Genomic DNA, 26,799 nt, shown 5'->3' with positions numbered 1-26,799 from the left:
CTTTACATAAGGGGTGCGTGTCTATAGTGCCTCTGGTTTAAAAATTCTGAGTATTGCGGTAACTTGAGGTTAGAATATACAATAGTACATATAGATACAGGGGCGGTGAGAGTGTTGAAAGAAATTAAATGTGAATGTGGACATGTTAATCCGATAGGAACCGTTTTTTGTGAAGCTTGCGGGAAACCATTTGAAAGCAATGAAAATACAAAACTATTGGATATGCGCTATGAGGGGAGTGCACGGAGATCTCTCACGCAGACAAAAACGATAATCGATAAAATTTGGAGCTTTTTCTCTTCTGTAAAAGTGGGTGTATGGCTAATCGTAATAACTTTAGCTGCATCAGCGATAGGAACTATTTTTCCGCAAGAAATGTACATAACTCCAGGGATTGCACCAGCTGAATATTATAAACAAGAATACGGATTTTTAGGACAATTATACTATCAATTAGGGTTTAATAATTTATACGGTTCATGGTGGTATATGATTTTGATTGCTTCTATCGGTATTTCACTTGTGATATGTAGTTTAGACCGTGTTATTCCACTTTATAAAGCTTTAAAAAAGCAAGGCGTAAAAAGACATCCTAGCTTTTTAAAGAGACAGAGATTATATGGGACTGGTACACCGCAAGAAGGTGACCTGGAAAGAGTGCAAAAGAATTTAAAGAAAAGAAACTATAACGTGAAAGTGGAAGACGGAAACGTTTTAGCAGAAAAGGGACGCTTCTCGCGTTGGGGTCCATATGTAAATCATATCGGTCTTATTATCTTTTTATTCGGTGCGATGCTTCGTTTTTTACCGAGTATGTACGTAGACGAAGCACTTTGGTTACGTGACGGTGAAACGAAAGAGATACCAGGGACGGATGGACAATACTACTTAAAAAACGAGAAATTTATAAAAGAAGTTTATGATAAAAGTAAGGACAAGGAAGTTTTTGATGAAGCGATTGATCGTGTAGGCGATAAAATGATTGCGAAAAACTTCCAAACGAATGCCGTATTATATAAAGCAGTAGGAGAAAATATAGCAGGACAAAAACCGAAATTAGAAAAAGTAAAAGAAGCGGAAATTCGAGTGAATGAACCACTGAAATTTGATCAATTTGCAGTGTATCAAGTGGATTATAAAGAAAGTGAATTTAAAAGTATGTCCTTTAACTTACAAAATAAAGAAAATAATCAAAAGTGGGGACCGATTAAAGTAGATTTAACGAATCCTAAGGAAAAATATGATTTAGGAACTGGTTATTCTCTAGAACTATTAAGCTATTTTCCTGATTTTTATTTTGATGAGAATGGAAAACCAAATACGAAAACGAAATTACCAAACAATCCTGCATTTGTATTTAAAATGTTTACACCTGAAACACCAGATGGTGAAGTGAGTTTTGTTGGTATTCAGCAAAATATAGAACCAGATGGAAACAACAAATATAAAATGTCGTTTGCAGGTGTTGAAATGCAAAATGCAACAGCACTTACTGTAAGAAAAGATTTAACGCTTTGGATTCTCGGCATTGGAGGATTTATATTTATGGTTGGTGTCATTCAAGGTATGTATTGGAATCATCGCCGTATTTGGATACAACGTGTTAATGATGAATGGTGGATTGCAGGGCATACAAATAAAAATTGGTTCGGTTTAAAGAAAGATATTGAAAGAGTAATAGAAGGTACAGCAATTCCACAGCCAAATGATAAAGTAATTGATAAAAAAATTAGTTAAGGTGGGGAAACGATATGGTGCAAATAAGTAGTAACTTTCTCTTTACCGCATTTATTTTATATTTAATTGCGACTCTATTTTTTGGGGGAGCCATTAAAGAAAAGGGTCATAAATGGGCAAATGTAGGAATAACGATTACAATTTTAGGGTTTATAGCACAAACAGTATATTTTGTTACAAGGTGGATTGCATCAGGGCATGCGCCAGTTAGTAACTTTTTTGAATTCGGTACATTTTTCGGCATGATGCTTGTAGGAGCATTTATTGTCATGTATTTTATGTACCGTGTAAGCATAATCGGACTATTTGCATTACCAGTTGCGCTTTTATTAATTGCCTATGCAAGTATGTTTCCGAGGGAAATATCTCCGCTTATTCCATCTTTAAAAAGTAATTGGTTACATATTCACGTGACGACTGCAGCAGCAGGACAAGCCATTTTAGCGATTAGTTTTATTACAGGCGTTATGTATTTATTGAAAAATGTAGATCAATCGACGAGAAGTAAACGTACATTTTGGCTAGAGACGGTAGTATTTACACTTGTTTGTACAGTTGGATTTATTGGAGTAACAACGGTATTTTCTAGTATGAAATATGAAGCGAAGTTTCAATGGATTGATAAAAATGAACAACAACTGGAAATGAAGTACAATCTTCCGGCTTTAGTTGGACCGCATGAAGGGAAGTTACTGACAGAAAATAAATTAGAACCGGCAGTTGAAGTTCCAGCAATTGTAAATGCAAAAAAATTAAATACTGTTATTTGGTCAGTGTTAGTTGGAACATTACTGTATATTGTATTAAGACTCGTTTTACGGAAGCGAGTATCGGCGGCACTTCAGCCGTTAGTAAAGAATACGAATAGTGATCTACTAGATGAAATCGGATATCGATCTATTGCAATTGGATTCCCAGTTTTCACATTAGGTGCATTAATTTTTGCGATGATTTGGGCTCAAATAGCGTGGACGCGCTTTTGGGGCTGGGATCCGAAAGAGGTTTGGGCACTTATAACGTGGCTCTTTTATGCTGCAGTACTACATTTACGATTATCTAAAGGGTGGCATGGGGAGAAATCAGCTTGGCTTGCAGTAATTGGTTTTGCAATCATTATGTTTAACTTTATTGTAGTAAACTTAATTATTGCCGGTTTACATTCATATGCATAGAGAAATAAAATAGGAGAGTGCATGTCACTTTCCTATTTTATTTTTGTCAACTTTTCTTCTTTTTTGAGAAAAACATGACAAAGTAGCGGTTGATTTTGTAAAATGATGTCGAGGACATTATATACAGTTCAAAAAAAATACATAGTTTTGGAAAAAAATTGAACAAAATTTATTATTCTTGTGAAGCATAATATGGGAAGTGAAACATTTAGAAGATTGCTTAAATAAACGAGAATAGCGCAACATAATAGTTAAAGAAGGGTAGGTGTGAACCGCTGAGGTGAGAGTACGCAGCGGGTAGAGATGGAAAATGAATCAAGAATTTTAATTGTAGATGATGAGGATCGTATTCGTCGTTTATTGAAAATGTACTTAGAAAGAGAACAATATACGATTGAAGAAGCAGATAATGGTGATACAGCTTTAGAAATGGCGTTGCAAAATGATTACGATTTAATCTTATTAGATCTTATGATGCCTGGTAAAGATGGCATTGAAGTATGTAAAGGGGTTCGTGAGAAGAAAGCGACACCAATTATTATGCTGACAGCAAAAGGTGAAGAAGTAAATAGAGTACAAGGATTTGAAGTTGGAACAGATGATTATATTGTAAAGCCGTTTAGTCCACGTGAGGTCGTGCTACGTGTGAAAGCGGTATTACGTCGTGCTGTACCAACAACATTCTTTACACAAGATACAACGACAAAAGATGTTACTGTATTCCCTCACTTAACAATTGATAACGATGCACACCGTGTTACTGCAGATGGCAATGAAGTAAACTTAACGCCGAAAGAATATGAGTTACTATTATTTTTAGCGAAAGCTCCTGATAAAGTATTCGATCGTGAGCAGCTGTTAAAAGAAGTATGGCAATATGAATTCTTCGGAGATTTACGTACAGTTGATACACATGTAAAGCGTTTACGTGAGAAGTTAAGCAAAAAATCACCAGATGCAGCGAAAATGATTGTTACTGTTTGGGGTGTAGGTTACAAATTTGAGGTTGTGAACGACTGATGCTTTGGAGAAGTGTAGTAGGGAAGTTATGGATGACCATATTACTTCTCGTTTCGTTTGTTCTTGGATTTGTTGCGATTTTACTTTCACAATTTTTTAGAACGTATTATGTTGATATGAGTGAAAATAGACTTCAAAAAGTCGCAACAAGTGTTACGGAATTAATTGAAGAAGGTGCCGATGTAAAAACGATTGAGAACATCGCGTACAAATTCTCTGATCCACTTTCAAGGATTATTATTGTAGAAGATGGCAAGGAAATCTCTTCTTCACCGAAACAAGAAGGGTTAGTCACCCTTACAATGGATAATTTAAAAGAAGATAAAGAATTAGCCGCTGTTTTTACGGACAAAAAAGAAATTAAGAACAACATTAGAAAAGCTTCTGATAGTAGAAAGAATAAAAGCACTGAAAATGATATTGTGATCGTTGGGAAACCAGTGCAATCAAAAAATCAAAGCGCAGTGTTCGTATATGAATCTTTACAAGTGCCAATAAAAGATATGGAGAGAACGACTGATTTCATTTTCTTAGCCGCTGGGATTGCGATTATATTAACAACTTTCTTTGCGTTCTTCTTATCTACTCGGATTACAGCACCGCTTCGTAAAATGCGTGAGGTTGCTTTTGAAGTGTCACGTGGGAAATTTGATGCAAAGGCTCCTATGGTATCTCAGGACGAAATTGGTGAGCTGGCAACGGCCTTAAATCAAATGGGTAAACAGTTGAAGTTTAATATGAATGCTTTGCAGCAAGAAAAAGAACAGTTAGCTAGTATTTTGAGTAGTATGGCAGATGGAGTTATTACGTTAAATCAAGAAGGTGAAGTCGTAGTTATTAATCCACCGGCTGAACATTTCTTACAAGTTTGGCAAGAAGAAAAAGAGATAGAGTTAAGTAAAAAATTACCTTCTGAACTTGTGGAACTATTCCATCTCGTTGTAGAAAGCGAGCAACAACAAGTTGTTGAAATTAATTTACAAAAAGGGAACTATGTAGTTCTTATGACACCACTTTACAATCAAACGAAAATTCGTGGGGCTGTAGCGGTACTGCGAGATATGACGGAAGAACGTCGTCTTGAGAAAATGCGTCAAGACTTTATTGCGAATGTATCACATGAACTTCGTACACCGATGGTCATGCTGCAAGGGTATAGTGAAGCGATTTTAGATGATATTGTGCAAACGAAAGAGGAAATAGATGAGTTTGTTCAAATCATTTATGATGAATCCGTTCGTTTAGGTAAACTTGTAAATGAATTGTTAGATTTAGCTCGTATGGAAAGCGGTCACGTAGAGTTACATATTGGTGAAGTGGACATACATCCGTTTGTGGAAAAAATTGGTCGTAAATTCCAAGGGATTGCAAAGGATAAAGAAGTTGAACTAACAGTTGATTTCCGGAATCAGATTGAAGAATATGCGTTTGATGCAGATCGGATGGAACAAGTGTTGACGAACTTGATTGATAACGCAATTCGTCATACGAATGCGGGTGGACATGTAACGCTTGTAATTGATACGAAAAATAATGGCCTCATTTTTGAAGTACAAGATTCGGGTGTAGGCATTCCAGAAGAGGATATTCCATTTTTATTTGATCGTTTCTATAAAGCTGATAAAGCAAGAACACGTGGGAAAAAGGGTGGAACAGGACTCGGGCTTGCAATTGCGAAAAATATTGTTCAAGGCCATGACGGTAAAATTTCTGTATCAAGTGTTGTTGGAGAAGGAACTACATTCTCTGTATATTTACCGAATCGTATAATTTAGATATGCTTTTTTAAAGTTGATAATGAATAAAGTTCTGCTGTTTTTTATTTTTTTGTAAACTCAATTAAATAAAGAATGGTAGAACTTTTTTCTATCTTGGTCGAATTAAAAATAATAAGAGAGGTGCTGTGAAGAAATGAAATTATATACAAAAACAGGAGATAAAGGAACGACAAGTGTAATAGGTGGCAGGGTTGATAAAGATGATATCCGTGTGGAAGCGTATGGAACAATAGACGAGGCAAATTCTCATATTGGATATGCAATGACTAAGGTTCAAGGCAAGGCTTTTAGAGATATTTACAATGAGCTCGAAAATATTCAACATGAACTATTTGATTGCGGAGGAGACTTGGCAATAGTGGAACAAAAAATTCCTTATAAAGTGACAATTGAGATGGTTGAAAGTTTAGAAAGAAAGATTGATTTATATATAGAAGAAGCCCCGCCATTAGAACGCTTTATTTTGCCAGGTGGTAGCGAGGCGGCGGCTACTATTCATATTGCACGTACTGTTGTAAGGAGAGCAGAACGCTCTATAGTATCATTGCAAAAAGAAGTGAAAATAAATGAAGTTGTCTTAAAGTATGTAAATAGATTATCTGATTATTTGTTTGCGATAGCTCGAGTAATAAATGCCCGATTACAAGTGAAAGATGTGGAGTATAACCGTAGTGCATTAGTTTTTCGTGATAAGAAAGAGAAGGAAGTGGAGTAATTCACTTTCTTTTTTTGTATACTTTTTTCTGTAATATACCAAAATAGAGAAGGTATGGTGGTAATTAGAAAACGGAGGATGTATATGAAAGTTTTAAAATGCGGCGTCATGTTATTGAGTATACTGTTTGTATCTCAATTACATGTTTATGCAGAGGAAAATCGATGGACATGGCCTGTTGAAGGTCAGATAAGTGATTATTTTGGGACAAGGCATGGAAAACACTATGGTATTGATGTAGCTGCGCCGATTGGAACGCCTGTGGCAGCTATTCAAGATGGTAGGGTAACGAAGTCTTATTATTCAAGTAGTTATGGAAATGTTGTATTTATTAAACACGGAGAATATGAGGCTGTATATGCACATTTAAATAAGAGATATGTGGGGCAGGGAGATTATATTTCCAAAGGAGAAAAAATTGGAGAAGTAGGGAACACGGGAGAATCGCGAGGTGCACACTTACATCTAGAACTTCATCAAGGAAGATGGACGATGGCGAAAAAGAATGCGATGAACCCATTGCTTGTTTTAAATGAACAAAGAAATGAAGTTGTTTCTTCATCATTATATGTCGTACAAAAAGGGGATACTTTAGTTAGTATTGCACGGAAATTTAGTATGACACTTAAGGAAATTAAAGAAAAAAATGGATTGCAGCAAGAGCTAATTTATCCTAATCAACAATTATATGTTAAGTGAAGGAAACATCTCAAAAATTAAACTTTGAACAAATTTATGTTCTTCTTAAATAAGGTTCAATGTAAATGAAATTATATGGGCGCTTTTGCTAGAACTATTGAGTGAATTAGAGCATCTATATCTAAAAGAAAACCGTCCCAAAATTTATTTTGGGACGGCTTCTTTTACCAAAAAATAAAGACACATATAAATCCAGAAATAGCTAAATAGCTATATAAGTAAAAAACTTTTGTTCTTGTTTTCTCTTTTGTTCGAAACAGTACGATAGTCGGTTCAATTAAACCGATTGTCAAACAAAGTAGGCCAAGAAGCATACAACCAATCGAGATAGAATACAGGGCGATTTGTGGTGCTTGAAATGGAATCATCCATTTTAATAAAAATGCAATAAGTGCAGTGTAACAAATACTACCGATGTATTTATTCAGTGGTGTATTAGAACGAAAACCAGGAAGTTTTTTTAAGAAAGAGCGGGAAACAACTTCTGTTTGTAAAGATGTATGCTCTTCAATAATTTTTTGAGCTTCTTTTCCTTTTTGAAAAAGAGATAAGATCCAATTTCGCTCACCCTGAAAAATAAATTGAGAAGTTGTCAAATAGTGATCAATCTTCACTTTATTCCAACTCTTCCACGGATGACGCTCACACAATTTTAATTTACTTTCTGTTTTTTTATCATACTGATAAATACTGATGCCATCTTCATCGAAAGTAGCATAGTATGTCTCGTTTGAGAATGTGCCTAAATCAATTGGGCAGTAGAAAAGTAATTCTTTTTTTAAGTAAAAGTATTCTTTTCTTAAGTTTTTTTTCATTGCTTCTCGAATAGAATGTCTCTTGTCTTTTTTCATGACATTTCCTCCATAACTCAGAAAATGTTCTTATCTTAACAATTCAATATCTTATCACTTTTAATTATATATGACTAGGTAATTCAAAAGAGAAATGCCGAATAATAAAAAATATGGATTGTATTGTAAAATATCTCGCAATTTATTTTTTTGTTACGAAAAATAAATAACTAATTTTAAATAAGTTACAATTTTTTAGTTCACAATGTTATGAGGTTGTTGTATAATGAAGGGGAAAATAGAATATCGGTCTATCTTCGGGGCAGGGTGAAAATCCCGACCGGCGGTGATGAACTATTTATGATTTTGTTCTAAGCCCGCGAGCCGTTAAGGCAGGATTTGGTGTGATTCCAAAGCCGACAGTATAGTCTGGATGGGAGAAGATGGAGGTTCAAGCGTTCAAAAAAGATATGGATTTGAACGTCTGTTTGATGTGCCTTAAATTCTCCCTTTGTGTAAAACACAAAGGGTTTTTTCGTTCTATGAAAAAATAGGCATAGCAGAACCTTTCCACTTTCCATGAGATGATCGATGGAAAAGGAGAGAGAAAGATGAAACAAAAAAACAGTGTAGTGCAGATGGTGAGTGTAGCGATGCTAAGTAGTATTGCATATTTACTAATGATGTTAGATTTTCCGTTCCCAGGGCTTCCGCCATTTTTGAAAATTGATTTTAGTGATGTACCAGCTCTAATTGCAGCAATTATCTTTGGACCAGTAGCAGGAGTGATTGTAGAGGCGATAAAGAACATTTTACATTACGGGATTCAAGGAAGTTTAACGGGAGTACCAGTTGGAGAGATTGCAAACTTTATTGCAGGATGCTTATTTATTGGACCAGCAGCTTTCTTATTTAGAAAGTATCGTACTGTGAAGAGTTTAACTACAGGATTAATGCTAGGGACAATTACAATGGCACTTATTATGAGTGTATTAAACTACATCATCATATTCCCGGCTTACACTTGGTTTTTAAATTCACCGGCTATGTCTAGCGAAGCTATAAGAACAACGGTTGTAACGGCAATCTTACCATTTAATTTAATTAAAGGGATTGTTGTAACAATTGTATTTGTAGCATTATTCTCACGCCTGAAAGTATGGGTGTTTGCAAAAATGAAAAATGCATAATATATATTAAAACCATTAGTAGTGTGAAACTACTAATGGTTTTTTATTAAGGAAAATAAAATTTAGATACAAAAAATGCCCCTCATCAATATGAGGGGCATTTTTTGAAGTTAATAAAAGACTATTCGAATTTTAAAGCGTCTCCGTCGAATGATTCGTCAGCAACTTTAATTGAGTCAGTTGGACAGCCTTCGAATGCATCCATCATATCTTCAATTAATACATCTGGAATTTCAACGATACCTTGGTTATCATCTAATGTTACAAATGCAATACCTTCATCATCATAGTCATAAATGTCTGGTGCAGCAGCGCCACAAGCACCACATGCAATACAAGTATCTTTATCAACGATTGTATATTTTGCCATCTTTTTTCCCTCCTGATAATATGTATGTGAAAAGCTCGCCATAAAAATTATAACCTTATTGTAAAACGGTTTGTAAAACTTTTCAACATAAAATTATAATGATAATGCTTATCAATTAGAGTGTCAACTTATTTTTGAATTATGTCATAAGATTTTCAAAATACGTAAATATGATTTCGTTTGATACAATAGAATATATACAAGTATATAGTTCTCATATGATAAGTTTAATGAGCGAAAGTAGATAGTGTAATTGTACTGAAAAGAATGAAGTTAAGATTGGAAGGTGGAAGCGGTCATGCAAATACAATATACTTTGTTGCATTGTTTAAAACAATTGAATGGTGAAAGAACCGTTTCTTCTATTTATTATTTACTAAAGGGCAAACGTTCTTCGCAAACTTTACAAGATGGAAATATGTTCCGAATTTCTTTTTTGTTCGGAATATACAAATCATTGAATAGAAATGACTATGATGGTGAAGTTGCAAAGTTGTTGCAAGCGAATTTTATTCAAGAAATACATGAAAATACATATGTGTTAACACCTACGGGTAAAATGCAGTTACATAAATGGGAGGAAGTTTATGCTTTTCCGGCGCATTTGCATGGTTTACATTATGGTGAATTAGGTGAAACATTTTGGAAAAGATTATCATTAATTATTCAAACTATATCAAATTTACAACAGAATAATACGAAGTTTATCCCAATTCAGCAAGATACAGAAATAATGATGTGGGTGAAACGTTTTCTAACAGGAATACCATATAAGAGAAGTGAGTTGGCGAGAAAACTATGGACGGAAGTATATAATCTTTTAGAAAAGAGCAATACGATAGAAGCGACGATTGTAACATATCGACTAACGGGTTATGAACGTATTGGTTGTACATTGCAACAATTAGCAGAAATTACGAAACAAGATATATTCAGGGTGTATTTTTTATTTTGGGGTACAATGCATTTCTTTATACAAGAAGTTCGTGATAAAGAAAATGAATTTCCACTATTAGCTGAAATTATATCTTATCCAAATGAAAGAGCTGAATTATTTAGTTTATCGACGAAAAAAACATATAATTTTTGGAGACAAGGACGTTCTTTAGAAGAAATAGCGACGATTCGGAATTTAAAGGTTGCAACGATAGAAGATCATTTTGTTGAAATTGCTTTGCGAGAAAAAGATTTTTCTATTGAAATGTTTATGGAAAAAGAAAAGATAGACAAAGTAATAAAAGTAATTGAAGCATTGCAAACGCGGAAGTTACGTGTTTTGAAACAAGCGGTTGGAGAAGATATCTCTTATTTTGAAGTTCGTCTTGTATTAGCGCGGATGGAGGGTGTAAATGAAACTTGAAGAATATTTATATAAGTGGTTTGGATATTCTGAATTTCGTCCAGGTCAAAAAGGAGTTATTACAGATTTATTAGAAGGAAAAGATGTGATAGCAATGCTTCCGACTGGAAGAGGGAAATCTATGTGCTATCAGTTTCCGGGGCTTATGCGAGAAGGAACAGTGCTTGTTGTATCACCGTTATTATCTTTAATGGAAGATCAAGTAACACAATTAAAGTATGTTGTGAAAAACCGAGTAATAGCATTTAATAGTTTTCGGACATTAAATGAAAAAAGAGAAGCGATGAAAAAATTATCTTCATATAAATTTATTTTTGTTTCACCAGAGATGTTACAGTCGGAGTTATTAATTAGGGAATTGAAGAAAATTCATATTTCATTATTTGTTGTTGATGAGGCTCATTGTATTTCTCAATGGGGTTATGATTTTAGACCGGACTATAAAAAACTAAATGTAGTTATTGAAAATATTGGTTCTCCTACAGTATTAGCATTGACAGCCACAGCGACAAAAGGGGTACTGCAGGATATCGCAAATAGTTTAAATTTAAAGGGTGCCGCGGAACATGTATACTCTATTGACCGTCCTAATATTGCAATGGATGTGCAATTTGTAGAGACGATAGAAGAAAAGAAAGAGGCGCTTTTAGAGCAGGTGATGTATTTACAAGGGCCGGGGATTGTATATTGCTCAAGTAGAGCGTGGACAGAAAGGTTAACGGAATACTTGAGAGGGAAAGGTGTTACTGGTGTAGCTTTTTATCATGGTGGTATGGAACATGAAGAGCGTATGTTAATTCAACAGCAGTTTATGAACGATCAATTGCAACTTGTAATATGCACAAGTGCATTTGGTATGGGGGTAAATAAGGCGAATACGCGATATATTATTCATTTTCATTATCCAACTAATATAGCTTCTTACTTACAAGAAATCGGAAGAGCTGGAAGAGATGGCGAACCGAGTATAGCTATTTTATTATGTAGTCCGTTGGATCATGATTTACCAATTTCGATCATTGAGGATGAATTGCCAAGTAAGTCACAAATACAATTTTTATTTTCTTTACTACAAGAAAGAATGTTTCAAACGAAAGAATTACCAATAGAAGATGTAGAAGAAATTTGTTATAATGCAGCAAGATTTAATGAGCAATATTGGCGTTTCGTTCGTTATCATCTCGAACAGGTTGGAATTATACAACAACGAAGATTATTATTAGAAGGTTTGTCAGATGAAATCATGAACCGATTAATAGCTGAAGTAGAAATAAGGTTGCGTAATAAATATAGTGAGCTAGAAAATATGAAGTCATGGATACAAGTTAAAGGATGTAGACGTGAATATGTGCTGCAACAGTTCGGTTATAGGAAAGAGCAAGAGTTAATTAATTGCTGCGATTATTGCGGTATTATAAAAGAAGATTATAAAAAAAGACGAGCGCAACAATCGGATTTCGACTATAATTGGGAAACAGAGTTACAAAAGCTTTTCGGCCTAGAAAAGATGGAGGAATGATGAACATTCAAAGGCATAATGTTGAAGATATGAGTCCGCAGGAAATAAGGCTGAATCTATATATAACACAGTTAATTATTATCGGTATTGGCTGTTTACTGGCATATATATTATTTCAAGATGTAAAAGAAGTCTTTAATTTATGGAAATGGGAACCAGTATCTATACTTATTATAGGTGGTTTGTTAGCGATTGGTATTGTGTTATTAGATTATGTTGCAATGCGAGTGTTTCCGGAGTCTTGGTTTGATGATGGTGGTATTAACGATAAGATGTTTCGAGGAATGTCCGTTCTACACTTACTCGTTATTACGTTCTTAATTGGTTTTGCAGAAGAATTTTTATTTAGAGGTGTAGTACAGACTCATTTTGGAATTGTAATTGCGAGCTTCGTATTTGCAGTGTTACATATTCGTTATATAACAAAGCCATTTTTGTTTTGTTTCGTCTGTTTCATTAGTTTTGTCTTTGGTTATGTATTTGAATGGACAGGAAATTTGTTTATAACAATCTTTGCACACTTTCTTGTTGATTTTATAATGGGACTCCAATTAAGAAAATAAATGGAAGGTGGTGGTGAACAACATGAGGAAACGAATTCCTGATTTTGAAGAGGAATTAGAAGTTGAGCGAGTGGAAGAAAAAGAAAGTTTACCGCCGCGTAGTGAAATTCATAGAAATAAAGAAAAAAAACAAAAGTTTAAAATAAATCACATTTTCGTCCGGGTTTTAACATTTCTATTCATTCTGCTGCCGATTAGTATTTTGTGGTACACGGATAAATATATTCAGGTGAAGGGTGATAGTAATAATGCCGGAAAAAGTGCGTTTGAAGTAATCTTCTTTGATTCAGCTAAATCTGAGTCGCAGAAACATTCTGAAAAAGTAATAACGCATACTGTGAAAGAGGGAGAAACTTTAGAAAGTATAGCGAAGCAATATTTTTCAGATGGAAATGGAATTGAAGTAATTAAAAAGTATAATAACTTGCAAGAAGATGAAGTGAGTGCAGGTCAAGAATTAAAAATTCCGATAAAAGATAAGTCCACAAAGCAAGAAAGCTAGTGAGTTAAGCGATCACCGTTTGTTATAAAAGCCTAGGATTATCTTTATGAGGAGGGGAGTCAAAAATATGATATGGATTATATTATTCAGTACTCTCATAGGCATGGGGATTTTATTGCTTCTTGTGATGTATAAAGAAGCGATGCGTAATACGGTGTTGGAACATACTTTAGTATTTAAAGAATTTCCGAAAAGTTTTCAAAAAGTAAATGTGTTTTTTATTTCTGATATTCATAGAAGAGTCATTTCGAATTTGTTAATTGAACAAGTAAAAGGAAAAGTAGATCTCGTAATTATCGGAGGAGATTTAGCAGAGAAAGGTGTCTCTTTATCAAAAATCTCTGCGAATATTCAAAAGTTAAGAGAGATAGCTCCTGTATATTTTGTGTGGGGAAACAATGATTATGAGATAGAATATCATGAATTAGATGCGTTATTATTAGAAAATAACGTAAAAGTTTTAGATAATACAAGAGTGGTATTTGAGTCTGAATTAGGCGAGAAAATTTGTTTGCTCGGTATAGATGATGTTGGATTGCACCGTGATCGTCTAGATTTGGCATTGGCGGATTGTAAAGAAGATGGTTTTCGTATCCTAGTTAGTCATAACCCTGATATAATAAAAAAAATGTCTGGAAATGAACAGATTTCACTTGTGTTAAGTGGCCATACGCATGGAGGGCAAATCCGATTATTCCCATCTAAAAAATATTTAAAAGGTGGCGTATATAACCATTTAAATACGATTCTCTTTGTTAGTAATGGGTATGGAACAACATTGATACCACTTCGTTTCCGAGCACCTGCTCAAACACACATCATTACATTGTGCGGAGGGAAATGATGCCAACTCTTAATGGGAAATACAATATAAAAGCCGTTTCGAATATAATTGGAGTTCAGCCGAGTACGCTTCGTGCATGGGAAAGACGATATCAAATTATTGCCCCAAAGCGGAATCAAGCTGGGCATCGTTTATATACAGAAGAGCATATTCAAATTTTAAAATGGTTAATGGAAAAAGTTTCTTCCGGTATGATGATTGGACAAGCAGTTCGATTATTAGAAGAGAATCGTTTGCAGAGTACAGTTCAAAAAGAGATACATTTCGATAAAGAAGTTGTTTTAGTGGACGATTTGCTACAAGCTTTGTTAAAATTTGATGAAATTACAATTGCTGCATTATTAAACGAAGCTTTTAGTATATATTCAACAGAGAAGGTTGTTGCCAGTATTGTTCTTCGAGTGACAGACAAATTATTAACGTCAAAAAATAATAATGAGATTTCAATGGTGCAATTTCAATATGCACTATCATTTTTACAAACGCGTCTAGGGATGGTGTATCACAATGCCTCAATGTTTTCCTCTTTACACAAAGTTATTGTGTTAGAAAAGGATGCATTGAAAGGATTTATTTTTTCAACTTATTTACGCTTAAAAGGATATGAGGCGATATATATTAGGACAAGCTTAGCTGAAGATGGTATGTTATCAGCGGTAGAGGAAATACAGCCGAAATATGTATTTGTATCTTTTGCTGACGAACAAGAAATGAAAAAGACGATGAACTTTATAAATTTATTACAAGAAAAAAGGGAATCTCTTTTAGTTGGATTTATCGGAAAGCTAGGCGTTCTAAACCAGTTGGACATTGAAACAATCCTAATTGGTGATACGAAAGAAGAATGGGATGGATGGTTAAAAATGTCGGAATAGTTGTTCGAAAAGAACCATCTATTTTCTATTTCATATAATAAAAATTAGATGCATTGGTTACGTAGGGAGGGTATGAGATGAGGCTGGAACGATTAAATTACAATAAGATAAAAATTTTTCTAACATTTGATGATTTATCTGAACGAGGATTAACGAAAGAAGATTTATGGAGAAATGCACCGAAAGTACAGCAATTATTTCGTGATATGATGCAAGAAGCAAATAAGGAATTAGGGTTTGAAGCAGATGGTCCGATTGCAGTTGAAGTGTTTTCTCTACAAGCACAAGGGATGGTTGTAATTGTAACGAAAGAAAATCAAGAAATGGATACAGATGATGAGTTCCGTGACGAGTTTATTGAAATGCAAGTGACTCTAGATGAAAGTGAGCATATATTATATGAGTTTGCTACGCTAGATGACGTAATTAACCTGTCGAATCGCTTATATAACCTTGGTGTAACTGGCGGAAAGCTATATACGTGGGATGAGCGCTTCTATCTTTGGGTGGAAGAAGAGGAACAAATTCAATTGTTAAAGGCGGATTTTATAGCTATTTTAGCGGAATACGGTAATCCGTCTACAGCAACCATTTATCGCATCATGGAGTACGGTAAAGAATTAATGGATGTTAACGCGATAGAGCAAATACACAATTACTTTGTGAAAAAACAAAACCTCAGCTAATACAACATAGCTGAGGTTTTGTTTTTATTTGGAGAAGGGAAGGGATGATTGTAAATACTCGAACATACTTTTTGAAAATAAAATATGCAGTTTTATGGGAGTGTGGTTGATGGAAATAAAAAATATTTAAATATTTAAGTATTTTACTTTTCTAAAAGTAATAAAAGGACTATAATAATAGTGAAAACGCTTGCAACAGAAAATAGTTTGTATATATTTGTTAGCGTTTTCTATTGCATTCCAAATTTAAGGGTGTATACTAGGCAATGAAGGTTTACTAAACAAGTGAAATTACAGGGGGTTTACTTACTATGGTAGCCGAAAAGGGAACTCAAACAAAAACACAACAACAAAGGGAACAACATTTTGAACTATTGAATTCAACACAAATTGTTATTAGTGAAGCGTTAGAAAAATTGGGTTATCCAAACGAAGTATATGAATTATTAAAAGAACCAATTCGTATGATGACAGTGAAAATACCAGTTCGTATGGATGACGGGACTGTTAAAATATTTACAGGATATCGTGCGCAACATAATGATGCTGTTGGTCCAACGAAAGGTGGAATTCGCTTCCATCCGAATGTAACAGAAAATGAAGTGAAAGCACTTTCAATCTGGATGAGTTTAAAATGTGGTATTGTTGATTTACCATATGGTGGAGGTAAGGGTGGAATTATTTGTGATCCACGTGAAATGTCATTCCGTGAGTTAGAAAGATTAAGCCGCGGTTATGTACGAGCAATTAGCCAAATCGTAGGACCGACGAAAGATATTCCAGCTCCAGATGTATTCACAAACTCTCAAATTATGGCATGGATGATGGATGAGTATAGCCGTATTGATGAATTTAATTCACCAGGATTTATTACAGGTAAACCGCTTGTACTAGGTGGATCACATGGACGTGAAACAGCAACAGCGAAAGGTGTAACAATTTGTATTCGCGAAGCTGCGAAAAAACGTGGCATTGATATTAAGGGTGCACGCGTTGTTGTTCAAGGATTCGGTAATGCTGGTAGCTTCTTAGCTAAATTTATGCATGATGCAGGTGCGAAAGTTATTGCAATCTCAGATGCTTACGGCGCGTTACATGATCCAAACGGATTAGATATTGATTATTTATTAGACCGTCGTGATAGCTTCGGTACAGTAACAAAGCTATTTAACAATACAATTTCAAACAAAGAATTGTTAGAACTTGATTGCGATATTTTAGTTCCAGCTGCAATTGAGAACCAAATTACAGAAGAAAATGCTAATGATATTAAAGCGAAAATCGTTGTTGAAGCAGCAAATGGTCCAACAACATTAGAAGCGACTAAAATTTTAACAGATCGCGGAATTTTACTTGTTCCAGACGTGTTAGCAAGTGCTGGTGGTGTAACAGTATCTTACTTTGAGTGGGTACAAAATAACCAAGGTTACTACTGGACTGAAGAAGAAGTAGAACAACGTTTAGAAAAAGTAATGGTAAGATCATTTGATTCTATTTATGAAACAGCACAAGTTCGTAAAGTGAACATGCGCTTAGCGGCGTACATGGTTGGTGTTCGTAAAATGGCTGAAGCAAGCCGCTTCAGAGGTTGGGTATAAAATATTATATCTTGAGAAAACGTGATTTCCTTTCGAGGGAATCACGTTTTTTTGTTGAAGTATTAAATGAGGTGTTGTATATGGAGAATGAAATGTTGGAACGAGTAGAACAATTAGAAGAAAAGGTTAATAGGTTAGAGGGAGAACTCGCAAGAACGATGAAAGCTCGCAAAATAAGTACCGTTCGGATGTTCGGGGAAGGGCTACTGTTTCTGATATTTGGTGTGGTTGTAGTAGGGCCGATTATTGCCGTTGTAATCTCAATTTTTACTTGGCCTGCTGAAAAATAAAATAAAATAAAAATAAAAAAGAACGCTTGTTCTACACGAACAAACGTGCTATACTCTCCTTAGATAAACAAAACGGAAATGATTTTAAGGAGAGATAAATGATGAAAATGACAGTAGACCAAAGATTTATGATGCCAGCAGATGTTGTAGAGCGAGTGGAAGTATTACGAAACAAACAAAGCAAGCGTGGCACATTATTACAATCGGTAAATAAATTTTTCGGTTTAGATACGAAAGAAGATTGTGTTTGGTTTTACGGTTTTTATGGAGTGGCTGTAAGTATCTTGTTGTTTATGGTGTTCACTTCAAATATTTTCGATTTTCTCTTCGCGTAAGAAATATGCGATAAGGACATTGCTACCGAATACATATATAAGGAAGTAAGGTAATCTTCTAGAGCGGGAGTTGGTAGCAATGGCGATGTTTCCTATAGAGCGCAATTATATTGGATATGGAAGTTCACGACCGGGGATTCCTCTGACTAAAGTGAGATTTATCGTAAGCCATGATACGGGGAATCCTGGAAGCAATGCGATAGGCAATCGAGATTACTTTAATGAATTACAACCGAAAGCTTCGGCACATACATTTATAGATGATAAAACAATATTGGAGATTATTCCTATAAATGAAGTTGCGTATCATGTTCGATATGGTGTGCCGACGGATAATGACTTATATGGCTATGACGCGAATAAGGCGGCCATTGGAGTGGAACTTTGTTATGGTGGTGATGTTAACTTTTGGGAAGCGTATAATCGTTTTACATGGTATCATGCGTATTTATGCCAAAACTTTGGCTTAAATCCGAAAAAAGATATCGTGTCACATAAAACGCTTGATCCAGCTAGAAAGATTGATCCTGAGAATGTATTAGGGAAACAAGGTATTAAATTTCAGCAGTTTTTAGCAGATGTCTATCGGATGTACGTTTCGTTTAGATGACAAATATATGAAAAATGAATACAATAAAGATAGGTGCCTACTGCTGTAAGTAGGTTTTTTCTTGTTTTTATAAATAGTGCATTGGTAGAAGACTAGGAGTGGACGAGTATGCAGAAAGAAACAGTTATTATAATCGGAGGCGGTCCGTGCGGATTAGCGGCTGCAATTTCGTTGCAAAAGGTAGGGATAAATCCGTTAGTAATTGAAAAAGGAAACATTGTAAATGCCATTTATAATTATCCAACTCATCAAACATTTTTCTCTTCTAGTGAAAAATTAGAAATTGGTGATGTAGCTTTTATTACAGAAAATCGTAAGCCATTTCGAAATCAAGCGCTTGCGTATTATCGTGAAGTAGTAAAACGTAAATCTGTACGTGTAAATGCTTTTGAGCGAGTGGAGAAAGTTCAAAAAGATGGAGAAGTTTTTCAGGTTGAGACGACAAAGCGTGATGGAAGTAAGGAAATGTATATAGGGAAATATATTGTTGTAGCAACTGGATATTATGATAATCCAAATTATATGAATGTTCCAGGTGAGGAATTGAAGAAAGTAGCTCACTATTTTAAAGAGGGGCATCCTTATTTTGATCGAGATGTAGTAGTTATAGGTGGGAAAAACTCGAGTGTAGATGCCGCGTTAGAACTTGTTAAATCTGGTGCACGTGTAACGGTACTGTATCGTGGAAGTGAGTATTCACCAAGCATAAAGCCTTGGATTTTGCCGGAATTTGAGGCGTTAGTACGAAACGGTACAATTCAAATGCATTTTGGAGCTCATGTGAAAGAGATTACTGAGCATACATTAACGTTTACAGTTGATGGTGAAGCTTTTACAATCAAAAACGATTTTGTATTTGCGATGACTGGTTATCATCCTGATCATAGCTTCTTAACGAAGATGGGTGTTCAGATTGATGAAGAAACAGGACGTCCAATTTATACAGAGGATAGAATGGAAACGAATGCTGAAAATATTTTCATTGCAGGTGTCATTGCTGCTGGAAATAATGCAAATGAAATATTTATCGAGAACGGTAGATTTCATGGAGATGCGATTGCGCAAACCATTGCATCAAGAGAAAAATAAAAAGGAGCTGTCGGGAAAATCTCGACAGCTCCTTTTTATTCGTGCATAAACATATTTTGAATGGATTCATGAGAATTTGTATTCTCTAATGCAACAAGTAATTTAATGCGTGCTTTTTGTGCATTTAAGCCGTATGTGAATACAATGCCCATATCTTTTAAGTGTTTACCGCCACCTTCATACGAATATACGTCTTGAACGATACCGTTGAAACAGCGAGAAACTAATACGACAGGAATACCTTTATTTAATAATCTTTCTAGGCTAGGTAGTGTTCTTGGAGGGAGATTACCTTGTCCAAGAGCTTCGATAACAATGCCGTCTACAGGAAGATTTTCGATTGCTGCTAATAATGTATCATCCATGCCAGCATATGCTTTTAGAACAACTACATTTTTAGACACTTTATTTATCGTATATGATTCGCGATGTACTAAAGCGTGATGGAAGACAACGCCGCGTTTTGTTACCATTCCAATTGGTCCGTATTGTGGACTTTGGAATGTTGCGACATTACTTGTATGTGTTTTCGTTACATTTGTAGCGCAATGAATTTCGTCGTTTAATACGACTAAAACACCTTTTTCTGCAGCTTCATCACAACTAGCAACTTTTACAGCTGATAAGAAGTTATATAGACCATCAGCACCTAACTCATTGCTAGAGCGCATTGCACCTGTCACTACGATCGGAATAGTTGCTTGTACTGTTAAATCTAAGAAATAAGCTGTTTCTTCTAATGTATCCGTACCATGCGTAATAACTACGCCATGAATGTTGTCTTGTTTTACTCTTTCATCAATGATGACTTGTAATTGTAACATTTCGCTCGGTGTCATATGAGGAGATGGTAGATGGAACACATCTTCAACGATTAAATCAACATCGCCTTCTAAATCAGGAATGAATTTTAAAAGAGGATTTTTTTTACCTGGTTGTACGACCCCAGTTTCTTTATCTTCCTCCATTGCAATTGTTCCACCTGTGTGTAAAACTAGGATTCTTTTCAATGCTTATACCCCTTTCAAGTAAAAAAATACATTTAGAACATAACATGTTTTGAGTAAATTCGACAATGGAAATGTATAAAAGTATGCCTCGAAAATGACAATAAAATTAACTGCTATATGTACGATGTATAAAATTACGAAACGAAATGTGCAAATATAGTATAGGAGGGAGAAATTACGGTGAAAAAGATGGAGAGAATTTTTATTCGTATATTAATAATACAATTCATTTGTCTTTCTGTTGTACAATTGTTATTTATACATAAGTCATCAGTGAAATATTTATCTAAAATTGTTTATTATGAGGGTGTTATGGTAAAAAACAAAGTGGAAATCTTGCAGGTGAATCGGTAGTTTTCATTTTCTTCTATGAAGGATTATGCTACAATAATTGAGGATTTAATGACGCGAAGCAAATGAGAAGAAGCAGGGTGAACACCTGCTTTTCGTTTTGTTTTATAAGTGAAAAAATGAGGTGTTACAATGGATAAACGAATTTCAATTGCTATAGATGGTCCAGCAGCTGCAGGGAAAAGTACAGTGGCAAAAGTTGTTGCGAAGGAACTTTCTTATGTTTATATTGATACAGGCGCAATGTACCGTACGCTTACATATGCAGCCCTTCAACAAAAAGTAGACATTGAAAATGAAGAGCAGTTAATGGAAGTTGTAAAGAATGTAAATATTGAGTTTCAGCAAGGAGAAAATACACAGCTTGTATTTTTAAATGGACAAGATGTTTCTGAAGTAATTCGTACACCTGATGTGACGAATCGAGTATCTATTGTAGCGAAACATCGCCTTGTTCGTGAAGAAATGGTACGTCGTCAGCAAGAGTTAGCGAAAAAAGGCGGCGTTGTAATGGACGGCCGTGATATTGGTACACATGTATTACCGGATGCTGAAGTGAAAATCTTTATGCTTGCTTCTGTTGAAGAAAGAGCGGAAAGAAGGCATTTAGAAAATTTAAATAAAGGTTTCGATTCTAATTTAGAGCAGCTAAAAGAAGAAATTGCTCAGCGTGATAAATTAGATTCAGAACGCGAAGTTTCTCCACTAAAAAAGGCTGATGATGCATTGGAATTAGATACGACTTCTTTATCAATTGAAGAAGTTGTCCAAAAAATTATGAGCATTGTTTCTGGAGTGTTTGCGAAATAAAGAAAGGGGATAATCCTCTTTCTTTTTTTGTTTAAATAGAAATGTAAAGGATACGTGAATTGTGAGTCTCTTTCCTTGACAAATGAGCTGATTTGTAAGAAGTTAGTTAAAGAGGAATAAAACTGTCAGAATATATTCGCTATTATATTTCAAAACATACTTTTTTCAAGCTGGTTTTGCTGTATACTATTTATATAGGTTTAATATATTTTCTTGTGAATGTTATTGAAAAAGAGTATGTGATGAGAAATTCTTAAACATGCAAATGAAAACTTTGTTTTCATTTCGTATATACATAAAAAATGCTTTGTCAATTCTGTAGGGAGGTATTTCCATGGTAGAGAAAATGAATGAAGAAGTTATGGATTCAAAAGAATTACAAGTTGGTGACGTTGTTACAGGTTCTGTAACGAAGGTTGAAGAGAAACAAGTGCTTGTAAATGTTGGATACAAAACAGATGGCGTAATTCCAATTAGTGAATTAGCTAACGTTCATATTGAAAAAGCAAGCGATGTTGTAGAATTAGATCAAACACTAGAGTTGAAAATTATTAAATTAGAAGAAGATGATCTTGTCTTATCTAAACGTGCTGTTGATGCAGAAAAAGCATGGGTAGAACTACAAGAGAAATTTACTTCTGGTCATGTATTTGATGTTACTGTAAAAGATATTGTGAATGGCGGATTAGTTGTGGACCTTGGTGTTCGCGGTTTTATTCCAGCTTCACTTGTAGAAGTACATTATGTAGAAGACTTTACTGACTATAAAGGTAAAACATTAGCGGTGAAAATTGTTGAATTAGACCGTGAAAAAAATCGTGTAATCCTTTCGCATAAAGCGGTAGTAGAATTAGAACTAGATTCTAAGAAAAAAGAAGCAATTTCTTCATTAAAAGAAGGGGACGTTGTTGAAGGAACAGTACAGCGATTAACTGACTTTGGAGCATTCGTTAATGTTGGTGGAGTGGACGGTTTAGTTCACATTTCACAAATTTCACACGAACGTGTAGAGCAACCTTCTGAAGTGTTAGAGCAAGGTCAAAAGGTTAAGGTAAAGGTGTTATCTGTTGATGCTGATACACAACGTATTTCTTTATCAATTAAAGCAGCTCAACCAGGACCTTGGGAAAACGTTGCTGGCGAAATAAAAGCTGGAGATATTCGTGAGGGAGTAGTAAAACGCCTTGTTACATTTGGTGCATTCGTTGAGATTTTACCGGGCGTTGAAGGACTTGTACACGTATCTCAAATTGCAAATCGTCACGTGAAAAATCCGAATGAAGTATTGGAAATGGGACAAGAAGTAAAAGTGAAAGTACTTGAAGTTCACGTAGCAGAGAAACGTATTTCTTTAAGTATAAAAGAAGCGCTTGAGGAAAATAATGTAACTGAAGATTATAGTCAGTATGAGCCAAATGCTGATTCTGCTACTTTCCAATTAAGTGATATTATTGGTGAACAACTGAAAAAATTAAAGAAATAATGAGGGGTACAAGTGGTAAGGGCAAAACGTAAATTAGATCATATTGAATACGCTCTTTCTACTGGTCAGTCTCGTACGCATGGCTTTCATGATATTGATTTTGTGCATCAAAGCTTGCCAAATTCAAATTATGACACAATAACATGTGAAACAAAAATCGGCGAACTTTCACTAAGTTCGCCGATTTTTATCAATGCGATGACTGGTGGTGGAGGAGAGAAAACGTTACATATTAATGAGCAATTAGCATATGTAGCGAAACATCATAACCTTGCTATGGCTGTAGGTTCGCAAATGGCGGCGTTAAAAGATGAAAGTGAAGCTGCTTCTTATAAGGTGATCAGAAAGGTAAATCCAAATGGTATTTTCTTTGCTAATTTAGGTAGTGAGGCAACTATCGAACAGGCAGAGCGTGCCGTTGATATGATTGAAGCGAATGCATTGCAAATTCATTTAAATGTCATACAAGAGTTAACGATGCCAGAAGGAGACCGTGATTTTACTGGAGTACTTCAGCGCATTGAGAAAATTGTTTTAAATAGTAAAGTTCCTATCATTGTAAAAGAAGTTGGATTTGGGATGAGTAAGGAAACAGTGCAGCAGTTAGCGAACGTAGGTGTAACAGCAATTGATATTGGTGGGCAAGGTGGTACGAATTTTGCTGCTGTTGAAAATGAAAGAAGACAGCGAATGCTTTCTTATTTTAATAACTGGGGCATACAAACAGCAACCTCGATTATTGAAGCAACCTCTACAAATAATAACCTCTCTTTTATTGCATCTGGGGGCATACAAACAGCGCTTGACGTAGCGAAAGCGATCGCATTAGGGGCGAATACAACTGCGTTTGCTGGTTACTTTTTACGTATTTTAATGCAAGATGGTATCGAGAAGTTAGTGGATGAAATTGAGCTTCTACATACAGATTTGAAATTTATAATGACAGCTCTTGGTGCGAAGACGATAGAAGAGTTGCAATCTGTACCTCTTGTTGTAAAGGGTGAAACATATCATTGGTTAATGCAGCGTGGTATTGATACTGCGCATTATAGTAGGAGATAAAAAATCAACCGTTCGGTTGATTTTTTTTGTTCTATTCTTTTTCGTAATATAAAGTGGAGAAAGGAATTAGTATTATATAAAAATATCATTTCGTAAAAATTGCAATTGAAAAAGGGTTGAAAAATGTAGATGGTGTGTTGCCGAATTACTGGAGAGAACTTAATTTTTAATAGGAATAGGTGAAGATAAAAAGAAGTAATGGGAGGATATAGTGTGCGAAATATTATTTCAATATAAATAGAAAACATTAAACTGATTATGTAAAAGACGGTTTCGTACAATATTGAAACCGTCTTTTTGCATTAATTAGTGCTGGTTTTGTTTTCGAGCCTGTTCTGGTGTATCAAGTCCAGTTGCACCTGGATATTGTAGTGATTGATCACGATCGGATTCAACGCGGCGTGATTCTCGTAGTTTTCGTTCTTGGCGATCTTTACCCATAATGAATAACACCTCCTTGTTAAAAGTGTTGCTGTTATAAGAAAAAACTATGCGTAAATAAAGTGGATTAACTTTCATAAAAAGTTCCCATAATGGAAAACATAGGAGGTGAAGTTGATGGATGGAAGTACTTTTTATTTTGTAGCTTGGATAGGGTGGATCATTGTAACCTTTTTTATGAAAAAGGACCTTATTCGGTGGAAGTTAGGCGCTTGTATACTGATTTTTATAATTTGCTCTCCGTTACATGTAACGATCGCCTCATTCGTGGTATCAGTAAATGCTCTTTTACTTTGTATTATTTCTTTTATAGGGATCACGCTATATTCTGTCTGGAAAAAATTATATAGCTTACTTTCGGCGCTTATTATTGCAATGTTATATACAAGTTTTCATCTGTTAGAAATATATGATCCGATTTGGATTGTGGTGGATAGAGTGTTTCTGCTAAGTAGTGGTCTTGTGTATGCATCGGTGTTATTGCATGGAGATCGCATATTACGATTATGTTCTCTATATGTAGGGATGTTACAAGGAGAGCTGCTAGTGACATTTATTTTTAGGAAATTGAATTTTCCATATGATTACGGTAGTTTAGCATTTTTTGATATCGTCGCCATTTCTACATTATTCATGGCAATATTGTTTTGGATTGCAAAAGCATCAGTATACATGGAACGGTTTAAGAGAAAAACACGTAAAAGAAAGGCGAGGGTAATACATGACTGAATATACACCAGCCATTTTATGCGGCGTAATAGCGGGGACAGTTACAAGGGTGCTAATGCTTCGGACGGATACACGGCAATATCCGACGAGGCTACATGGGAAAATTATTCATATTGCAATGGGGTTAATTGCAGCTGCTTTAGGAGCGATTGCAATCCCGTCTATTTTGAAAAAAGATTTTTCTGCCATTACATTTCTTACATTAGCAGCGACACAATTTCGTGATGTACGTAATATGGAAAGAAATACGCTTCAACAATTAGATGGGTATGAGCTCGTACCGCGTGGAAATACATACATTGAAGGAATTGCATTGGTTTTTGAAAGTCGCAACTATTTGGCAATGTTAACGTCGTTTGCAACGACGTTTGCGTATATAGGATTCCGTTCATGGATTGCAGGAGTAATTATGGCTATAATCGCATTTTTTATTGCGAAAAAATTAATGTCTGGTAAAAGGCTACATGATCTTGTTGAAATTGAGCACGTTCCGCTTCGTTTTGAAGGAGCAGGGCTTTATATTGACAATATTTACATTATGAATATTGGATTGCCAGCAAGACAAGAAGAAATTATGAAATATGGTATGGGTTTTATTTTAAAGCCGAAATCAATTGATGCGATGGTTACAATCTCAAATTTAGGGCAACGACAAGCTATTTTACACGATGTTTCAGTAGCGTTAGGGATTTATAGAGATTCTGGTACACCAGCGCTTGTACCGTTAGCAAAGCGTGATTTAGAGGATGGCAGGGTTGGGATTTTTGTCCTGCCGCAAGATCAAGATGCAGAGAAAGCGATAGGTGTCATAGGAAATGTACCAACGTTAGAAAGTGCTGTCCATATGTCATCGGAAGCCCCGAAAGGAAGGGGAGATAAGAGATGATGTTAGAAAGCGTTATTCTGGCAGTTATAACAACGACTCCAGAAAAATTTGCAGGTGGTGCTCCTTTATTCGTTTGCGAATCGACAGAGGAACTAGAATTTGTTGCAAATAATTTAGAGGCAATTTTAGATGGTATTGCACATCGCTTACAAGAGAATGTATATATTATTGTGAAACATTAGCAACGTGTGTTATAATGTGAGGTGTTTTGATACGTTGAGAAATATTCTGGAATGCAAATCCCTTCTTGCACAAAGAAGGGTTTTTTACATAATAAACAGAAG

30 protein-coding genes and 1 riboswitch are annotated in these 26,799 nt (G+C 35.1%); of the genes, 26 read left to right on the top strand and 4 right to left on the bottom strand.

All coding sequences use genetic code 11. The annotated features are described in order from the left end of the window. Positions 1–111: 111 nt before the first annotated feature. From resB to AB6801_RS04825, 6 genes are all read left to right on the top strand, one after another. On the top strand, positions 112–1,737 hold the full coding sequence (gene resB / locus AB6801_RS04850) for a cytochrome c biogenesis protein ResB (protein ID WP_000910547.1): 1,626 nt from the start codon (positions 112–114) through the stop codon (positions 1,735–1,737). Between the two features lie 14 nt (positions 1,738–1,751). Continuing rightward, complete coding sequence (gene resC, locus AB6801_RS04845) at positions 1,752–2,909, top strand: cytochrome c biogenesis protein ResC (protein ID WP_000250081.1); 1,158 nt, start codon at positions 1,752–1,754, stop codon at positions 2,907–2,909. A gap of 303 nt (positions 2,910–3,212) precedes the next feature. Next, positions 3,213–3,929, top strand: coding sequence for a DNA-binding response regulator ResD (gene resD, locus AB6801_RS04840; RefSeq protein WP_000426861.1), 717 nt, complete (start codon positions 3,213–3,215; stop codon positions 3,927–3,929). After that, on the top strand, positions 3,929–5,704 hold the full coding sequence (resE, locus tag AB6801_RS04835) for a sensor histidine kinase ResE (RefSeq protein WP_000964697.1): 1,776 nt from the start codon (positions 3,929–3,931) through the stop codon (positions 5,702–5,704). Before resD ends, resE begins: the two co-directional genes overlap by 1 nt. A 136-nt stretch (positions 5,705–5,840) precedes the next feature. Next, positions 5,841–6,422 (top strand): cob(I)yrinic acid a,c-diamide adenosyltransferase, encoded by a 582-nt coding sequence (locus AB6801_RS04830; RefSeq protein WP_000781278.1) that lies wholly within the window; start codon positions 5,841–5,843, stop codon positions 6,420–6,422. An 84-nt stretch (positions 6,423–6,506) separates the two neighbouring features. Then, on the top strand, positions 6,507–7,121 hold the full coding sequence (locus AB6801_RS04825; RefSeq protein ID WP_000866120.1) for a peptidoglycan DD-metalloendopeptidase family protein: 615 nt from the start codon (positions 6,507–6,509) through the stop codon (positions 7,119–7,121). 164 nt (positions 7,122–7,285) lie between these two features. Here the strand turns inward: AB6801_RS04825 and AB6801_RS04820 are convergent, their stop codons facing one another. After that, the gene (locus AB6801_RS04820) at positions 7,286–7,972 is read right to left on the bottom strand and encodes a hypothetical protein (protein ID WP_000710837.1); all 687 of its coding nucleotides are present in this window, start codon (positions 7,970–7,972) and stop codon (positions 7,286–7,288) included. Between the two features lie 249 nt (positions 7,973–8,221). Beyond that, positions 8,222–8,361, top strand: a riboswitch (FMN riboswitch). Between the two features lie 162 nt (positions 8,362–8,523). On the opposite strand from AB6801_RS04820, the gene AB6801_RS04815 reads away from it, so the two are divergent. Continuing rightward, positions 8,524–9,102, top strand: a complete 579-nt coding sequence (locus AB6801_RS04815; RefSeq protein ID WP_000810856.1) for an ECF transporter S component — start codon at positions 8,524–8,526, stop codon at positions 9,100–9,102. Between the two features lie 121 nt (positions 9,103–9,223). Here the strand turns inward: AB6801_RS04815 and AB6801_RS04810 are convergent, their stop codons facing one another. Then, the gene (locus AB6801_RS04810) at positions 9,224–9,472 is read right to left on the bottom strand and encodes a ferredoxin (RefSeq protein WP_001151993.1); all 249 of its coding nucleotides are present in this window, start codon (positions 9,470–9,472) and stop codon (positions 9,224–9,226) included. 298 nt (positions 9,473–9,770) lie between these two features. Here AB6801_RS04810 and AB6801_RS04805 point away from each other — a divergent pair, with 298 nt between their 5' ends. From AB6801_RS04805 to AB6801_RS04750, 12 genes are all read left to right on the top strand, one after another. Continuing rightward, entirely contained in the window at positions 9,771–10,832 is a 1,062-nt protein-coding gene (locus AB6801_RS04805) for a YpbB family protein (protein WP_001167011.1), read from the top strand. Next, on the top strand, positions 10,822–12,351 hold the full coding sequence (gene recQ, locus AB6801_RS04800; RefSeq protein ID WP_000762979.1) for an ATP-dependent DNA helicase RecQ: 1,530 nt from the start codon (positions 10,822–10,824) through the stop codon (positions 12,349–12,351). Before AB6801_RS04805 ends, recQ begins: the two co-directional genes overlap by 11 nt. Then, a complete protein-coding gene (locus AB6801_RS04795; RefSeq protein WP_001025780.1) occupies positions 12,351–12,914 on the top strand; it encodes a CPBP family intramembrane glutamic endopeptidase in 564 nt (187 codons plus the stop codon). Before recQ ends, AB6801_RS04795 begins: the two co-directional genes overlap by 1 nt. 22 nt (positions 12,915–12,936) lie before the next feature. Then, positions 12,937–13,416, top strand: coding sequence for a LysM peptidoglycan-binding domain-containing protein (locus AB6801_RS04790; protein ID WP_001231553.1), 480 nt, complete (start codon positions 12,937–12,939; stop codon positions 13,414–13,416). A gap of 67 nt (positions 13,417–13,483) precedes the next feature. Beyond that, a complete protein-coding gene (locus tag AB6801_RS04785; RefSeq protein WP_000637796.1) occupies positions 13,484–14,260 on the top strand; it encodes a metallophosphoesterase in 777 nt (258 codons plus the stop codon). Then, complete coding sequence (locus AB6801_RS04780; protein WP_001142653.1) at positions 14,260–15,135, top strand: MerR family transcriptional regulator; 876 nt, start codon at positions 14,260–14,262, stop codon at positions 15,133–15,135. Before AB6801_RS04785 ends, AB6801_RS04780 begins: the two co-directional genes overlap by 1 nt. A 77-nt stretch (positions 15,136–15,212) precedes the next feature. Further along, positions 15,213–15,821 (top strand): genetic competence negative regulator, encoded by a 609-nt coding sequence (locus AB6801_RS04775; RefSeq protein WP_001235402.1) that lies wholly within the window; start codon positions 15,213–15,215, stop codon positions 15,819–15,821. A 311-nt stretch (positions 15,822–16,132) separates the two neighbouring features. Continuing rightward, a complete protein-coding gene (gene gudB / locus AB6801_RS04770) occupies positions 16,133–17,419 on the top strand; it encodes an NAD-specific glutamate dehydrogenase (RefSeq protein WP_000225173.1) in 1,287 nt (428 codons plus the stop codon). A gap of 80 nt (positions 17,420–17,499) precedes the next feature. Continuing rightward, on the top strand, positions 17,500–17,709 hold the full coding sequence (locus tag AB6801_RS04765; RefSeq protein ID WP_097998919.1) for a hypothetical protein: 210 nt from the start codon (positions 17,500–17,502) through the stop codon (positions 17,707–17,709). 98 nt (positions 17,710–17,807) lie between these two features. Further along, a complete protein-coding gene (locus AB6801_RS04760; protein WP_001983018.1) occupies positions 17,808–18,044 on the top strand; it encodes a DUF3961 domain-containing protein in 237 nt (78 codons plus the stop codon). Between the two features lie 79 nt (positions 18,045–18,123). Next, the gene (locus AB6801_RS04755) at positions 18,124–18,654 is read left to right on the top strand and encodes a peptidoglycan recognition protein family protein (protein WP_001240655.1); all 531 of its coding nucleotides are present in this window, start codon (positions 18,124–18,126) and stop codon (positions 18,652–18,654) included. Between the two features lie 108 nt (positions 18,655–18,762). Continuing rightward, on the top strand, positions 18,763–19,743 hold the full coding sequence (locus AB6801_RS04750; protein WP_001168510.1) for a YpdA family putative bacillithiol disulfide reductase: 981 nt from the start codon (positions 18,763–18,765) through the stop codon (positions 19,741–19,743). 35 nt (positions 19,744–19,778) lie between these two features. Here AB6801_RS04750 and ansA read toward each other — a convergent pair whose 3' ends face one another. Next, positions 19,779–20,753 carry an asparaginase gene (ansA, locus tag AB6801_RS04745; RefSeq protein WP_000822026.1) on the bottom strand — a complete coding sequence of 325 codons (975 nt, stop codon included), beginning with the start codon at positions 20,751–20,753 and terminating at the stop codon, positions 19,779–19,781. Between the two features lie 180 nt (positions 20,754–20,933). Here ansA and AB6801_RS04740 point away from each other — a divergent pair, with 180 nt between their 5' ends. From AB6801_RS04740 to AB6801_RS04725, 4 genes are all read left to right on the top strand, one after another. Then, a complete protein-coding gene (locus tag AB6801_RS04740) occupies positions 20,934–21,107 on the top strand; it encodes a YpfB family protein (RefSeq protein ID WP_000738057.1) in 174 nt (57 codons plus the stop codon). A 129-nt stretch (positions 21,108–21,236) separates the two neighbouring features. Then, positions 21,237–21,914 carry a (d)CMP kinase gene (gene cmk, locus AB6801_RS04735; protein ID WP_000361257.1) on the top strand — a complete coding sequence of 226 codons (678 nt, stop codon included), beginning with the start codon at positions 21,237–21,239 and terminating at the stop codon, positions 21,912–21,914. A 334-nt stretch (positions 21,915–22,248) separates the two neighbouring features. Continuing rightward, entirely contained in the window at positions 22,249–23,397 is a 1,149-nt protein-coding gene (gene rpsA, locus AB6801_RS04730) for a 30S ribosomal protein S1 (RefSeq protein ID WP_000229559.1), read from the top strand. Positions 23,398–23,409: 12 nt separating this feature from the next. Beyond that, positions 23,410–24,459, top strand: coding sequence for a type 2 isopentenyl-diphosphate Delta-isomerase (locus tag AB6801_RS04725; RefSeq protein ID WP_000251037.1), 1,050 nt, complete (start codon positions 23,410–23,412; stop codon positions 24,457–24,459). Between the two features lie 306 nt (positions 24,460–24,765). Here the strand turns inward: AB6801_RS04725 and AB6801_RS04720 are convergent, their stop codons facing one another. Beyond that, positions 24,766–24,900 carry a YpzI family protein gene (locus AB6801_RS04720; RefSeq protein ID WP_000513900.1) on the bottom strand — a complete coding sequence of 45 codons (135 nt, stop codon included), beginning with the start codon at positions 24,898–24,900 and terminating at the stop codon, positions 24,766–24,768. A 117-nt stretch (positions 24,901–25,017) separates the two neighbouring features. Here AB6801_RS04720 and AB6801_RS04715 point away from each other — a divergent pair, with 117 nt between their 5' ends. The 3 genes from AB6801_RS04715 to AB6801_RS04705 are packed head-to-tail and all read left to right on the top strand — an operon-like array spanning position 25,018 to position 26,697. Beyond that, on the top strand, positions 25,018–25,629 hold the full coding sequence (locus tag AB6801_RS04715) for a YphA family membrane protein (protein WP_000349098.1): 612 nt from the start codon (positions 25,018–25,020) through the stop codon (positions 25,627–25,629). Beyond that, positions 25,622–26,515: a YIEGIA family protein gene (locus AB6801_RS04710; protein WP_000141596.1), complete on the top strand. Its 894-nt coding sequence runs from the start codon at positions 25,622–25,624 to the stop codon at positions 26,513–26,515. The genes AB6801_RS04715 and AB6801_RS04710 overlap by 8 nt, the downstream gene beginning before the upstream one ends. Beyond that, entirely contained in the window at positions 26,512–26,697 is a 186-nt protein-coding gene (locus AB6801_RS04705) for a capping complex subunit for YIEGIA (RefSeq protein WP_000979059.1), read from the top strand. Before AB6801_RS04710 ends, AB6801_RS04705 begins: the two co-directional genes overlap by 4 nt. Positions 26,698–26,799 lie beyond the last annotated feature (102 nt).

Source organism: Bacillus sp. RCC_6_1, assembly GCF_041360755.1.
Classification (GTDB): Bacteria; Bacillota; Bacilli; order Bacillales; family Bacillaceae_G; genus Bacillus_A; species Bacillus_A cereus.
Note: the sequence above shows the minus strand (reverse complement) of the source record. Positions and strands in the feature narration are given on the sequence as shown.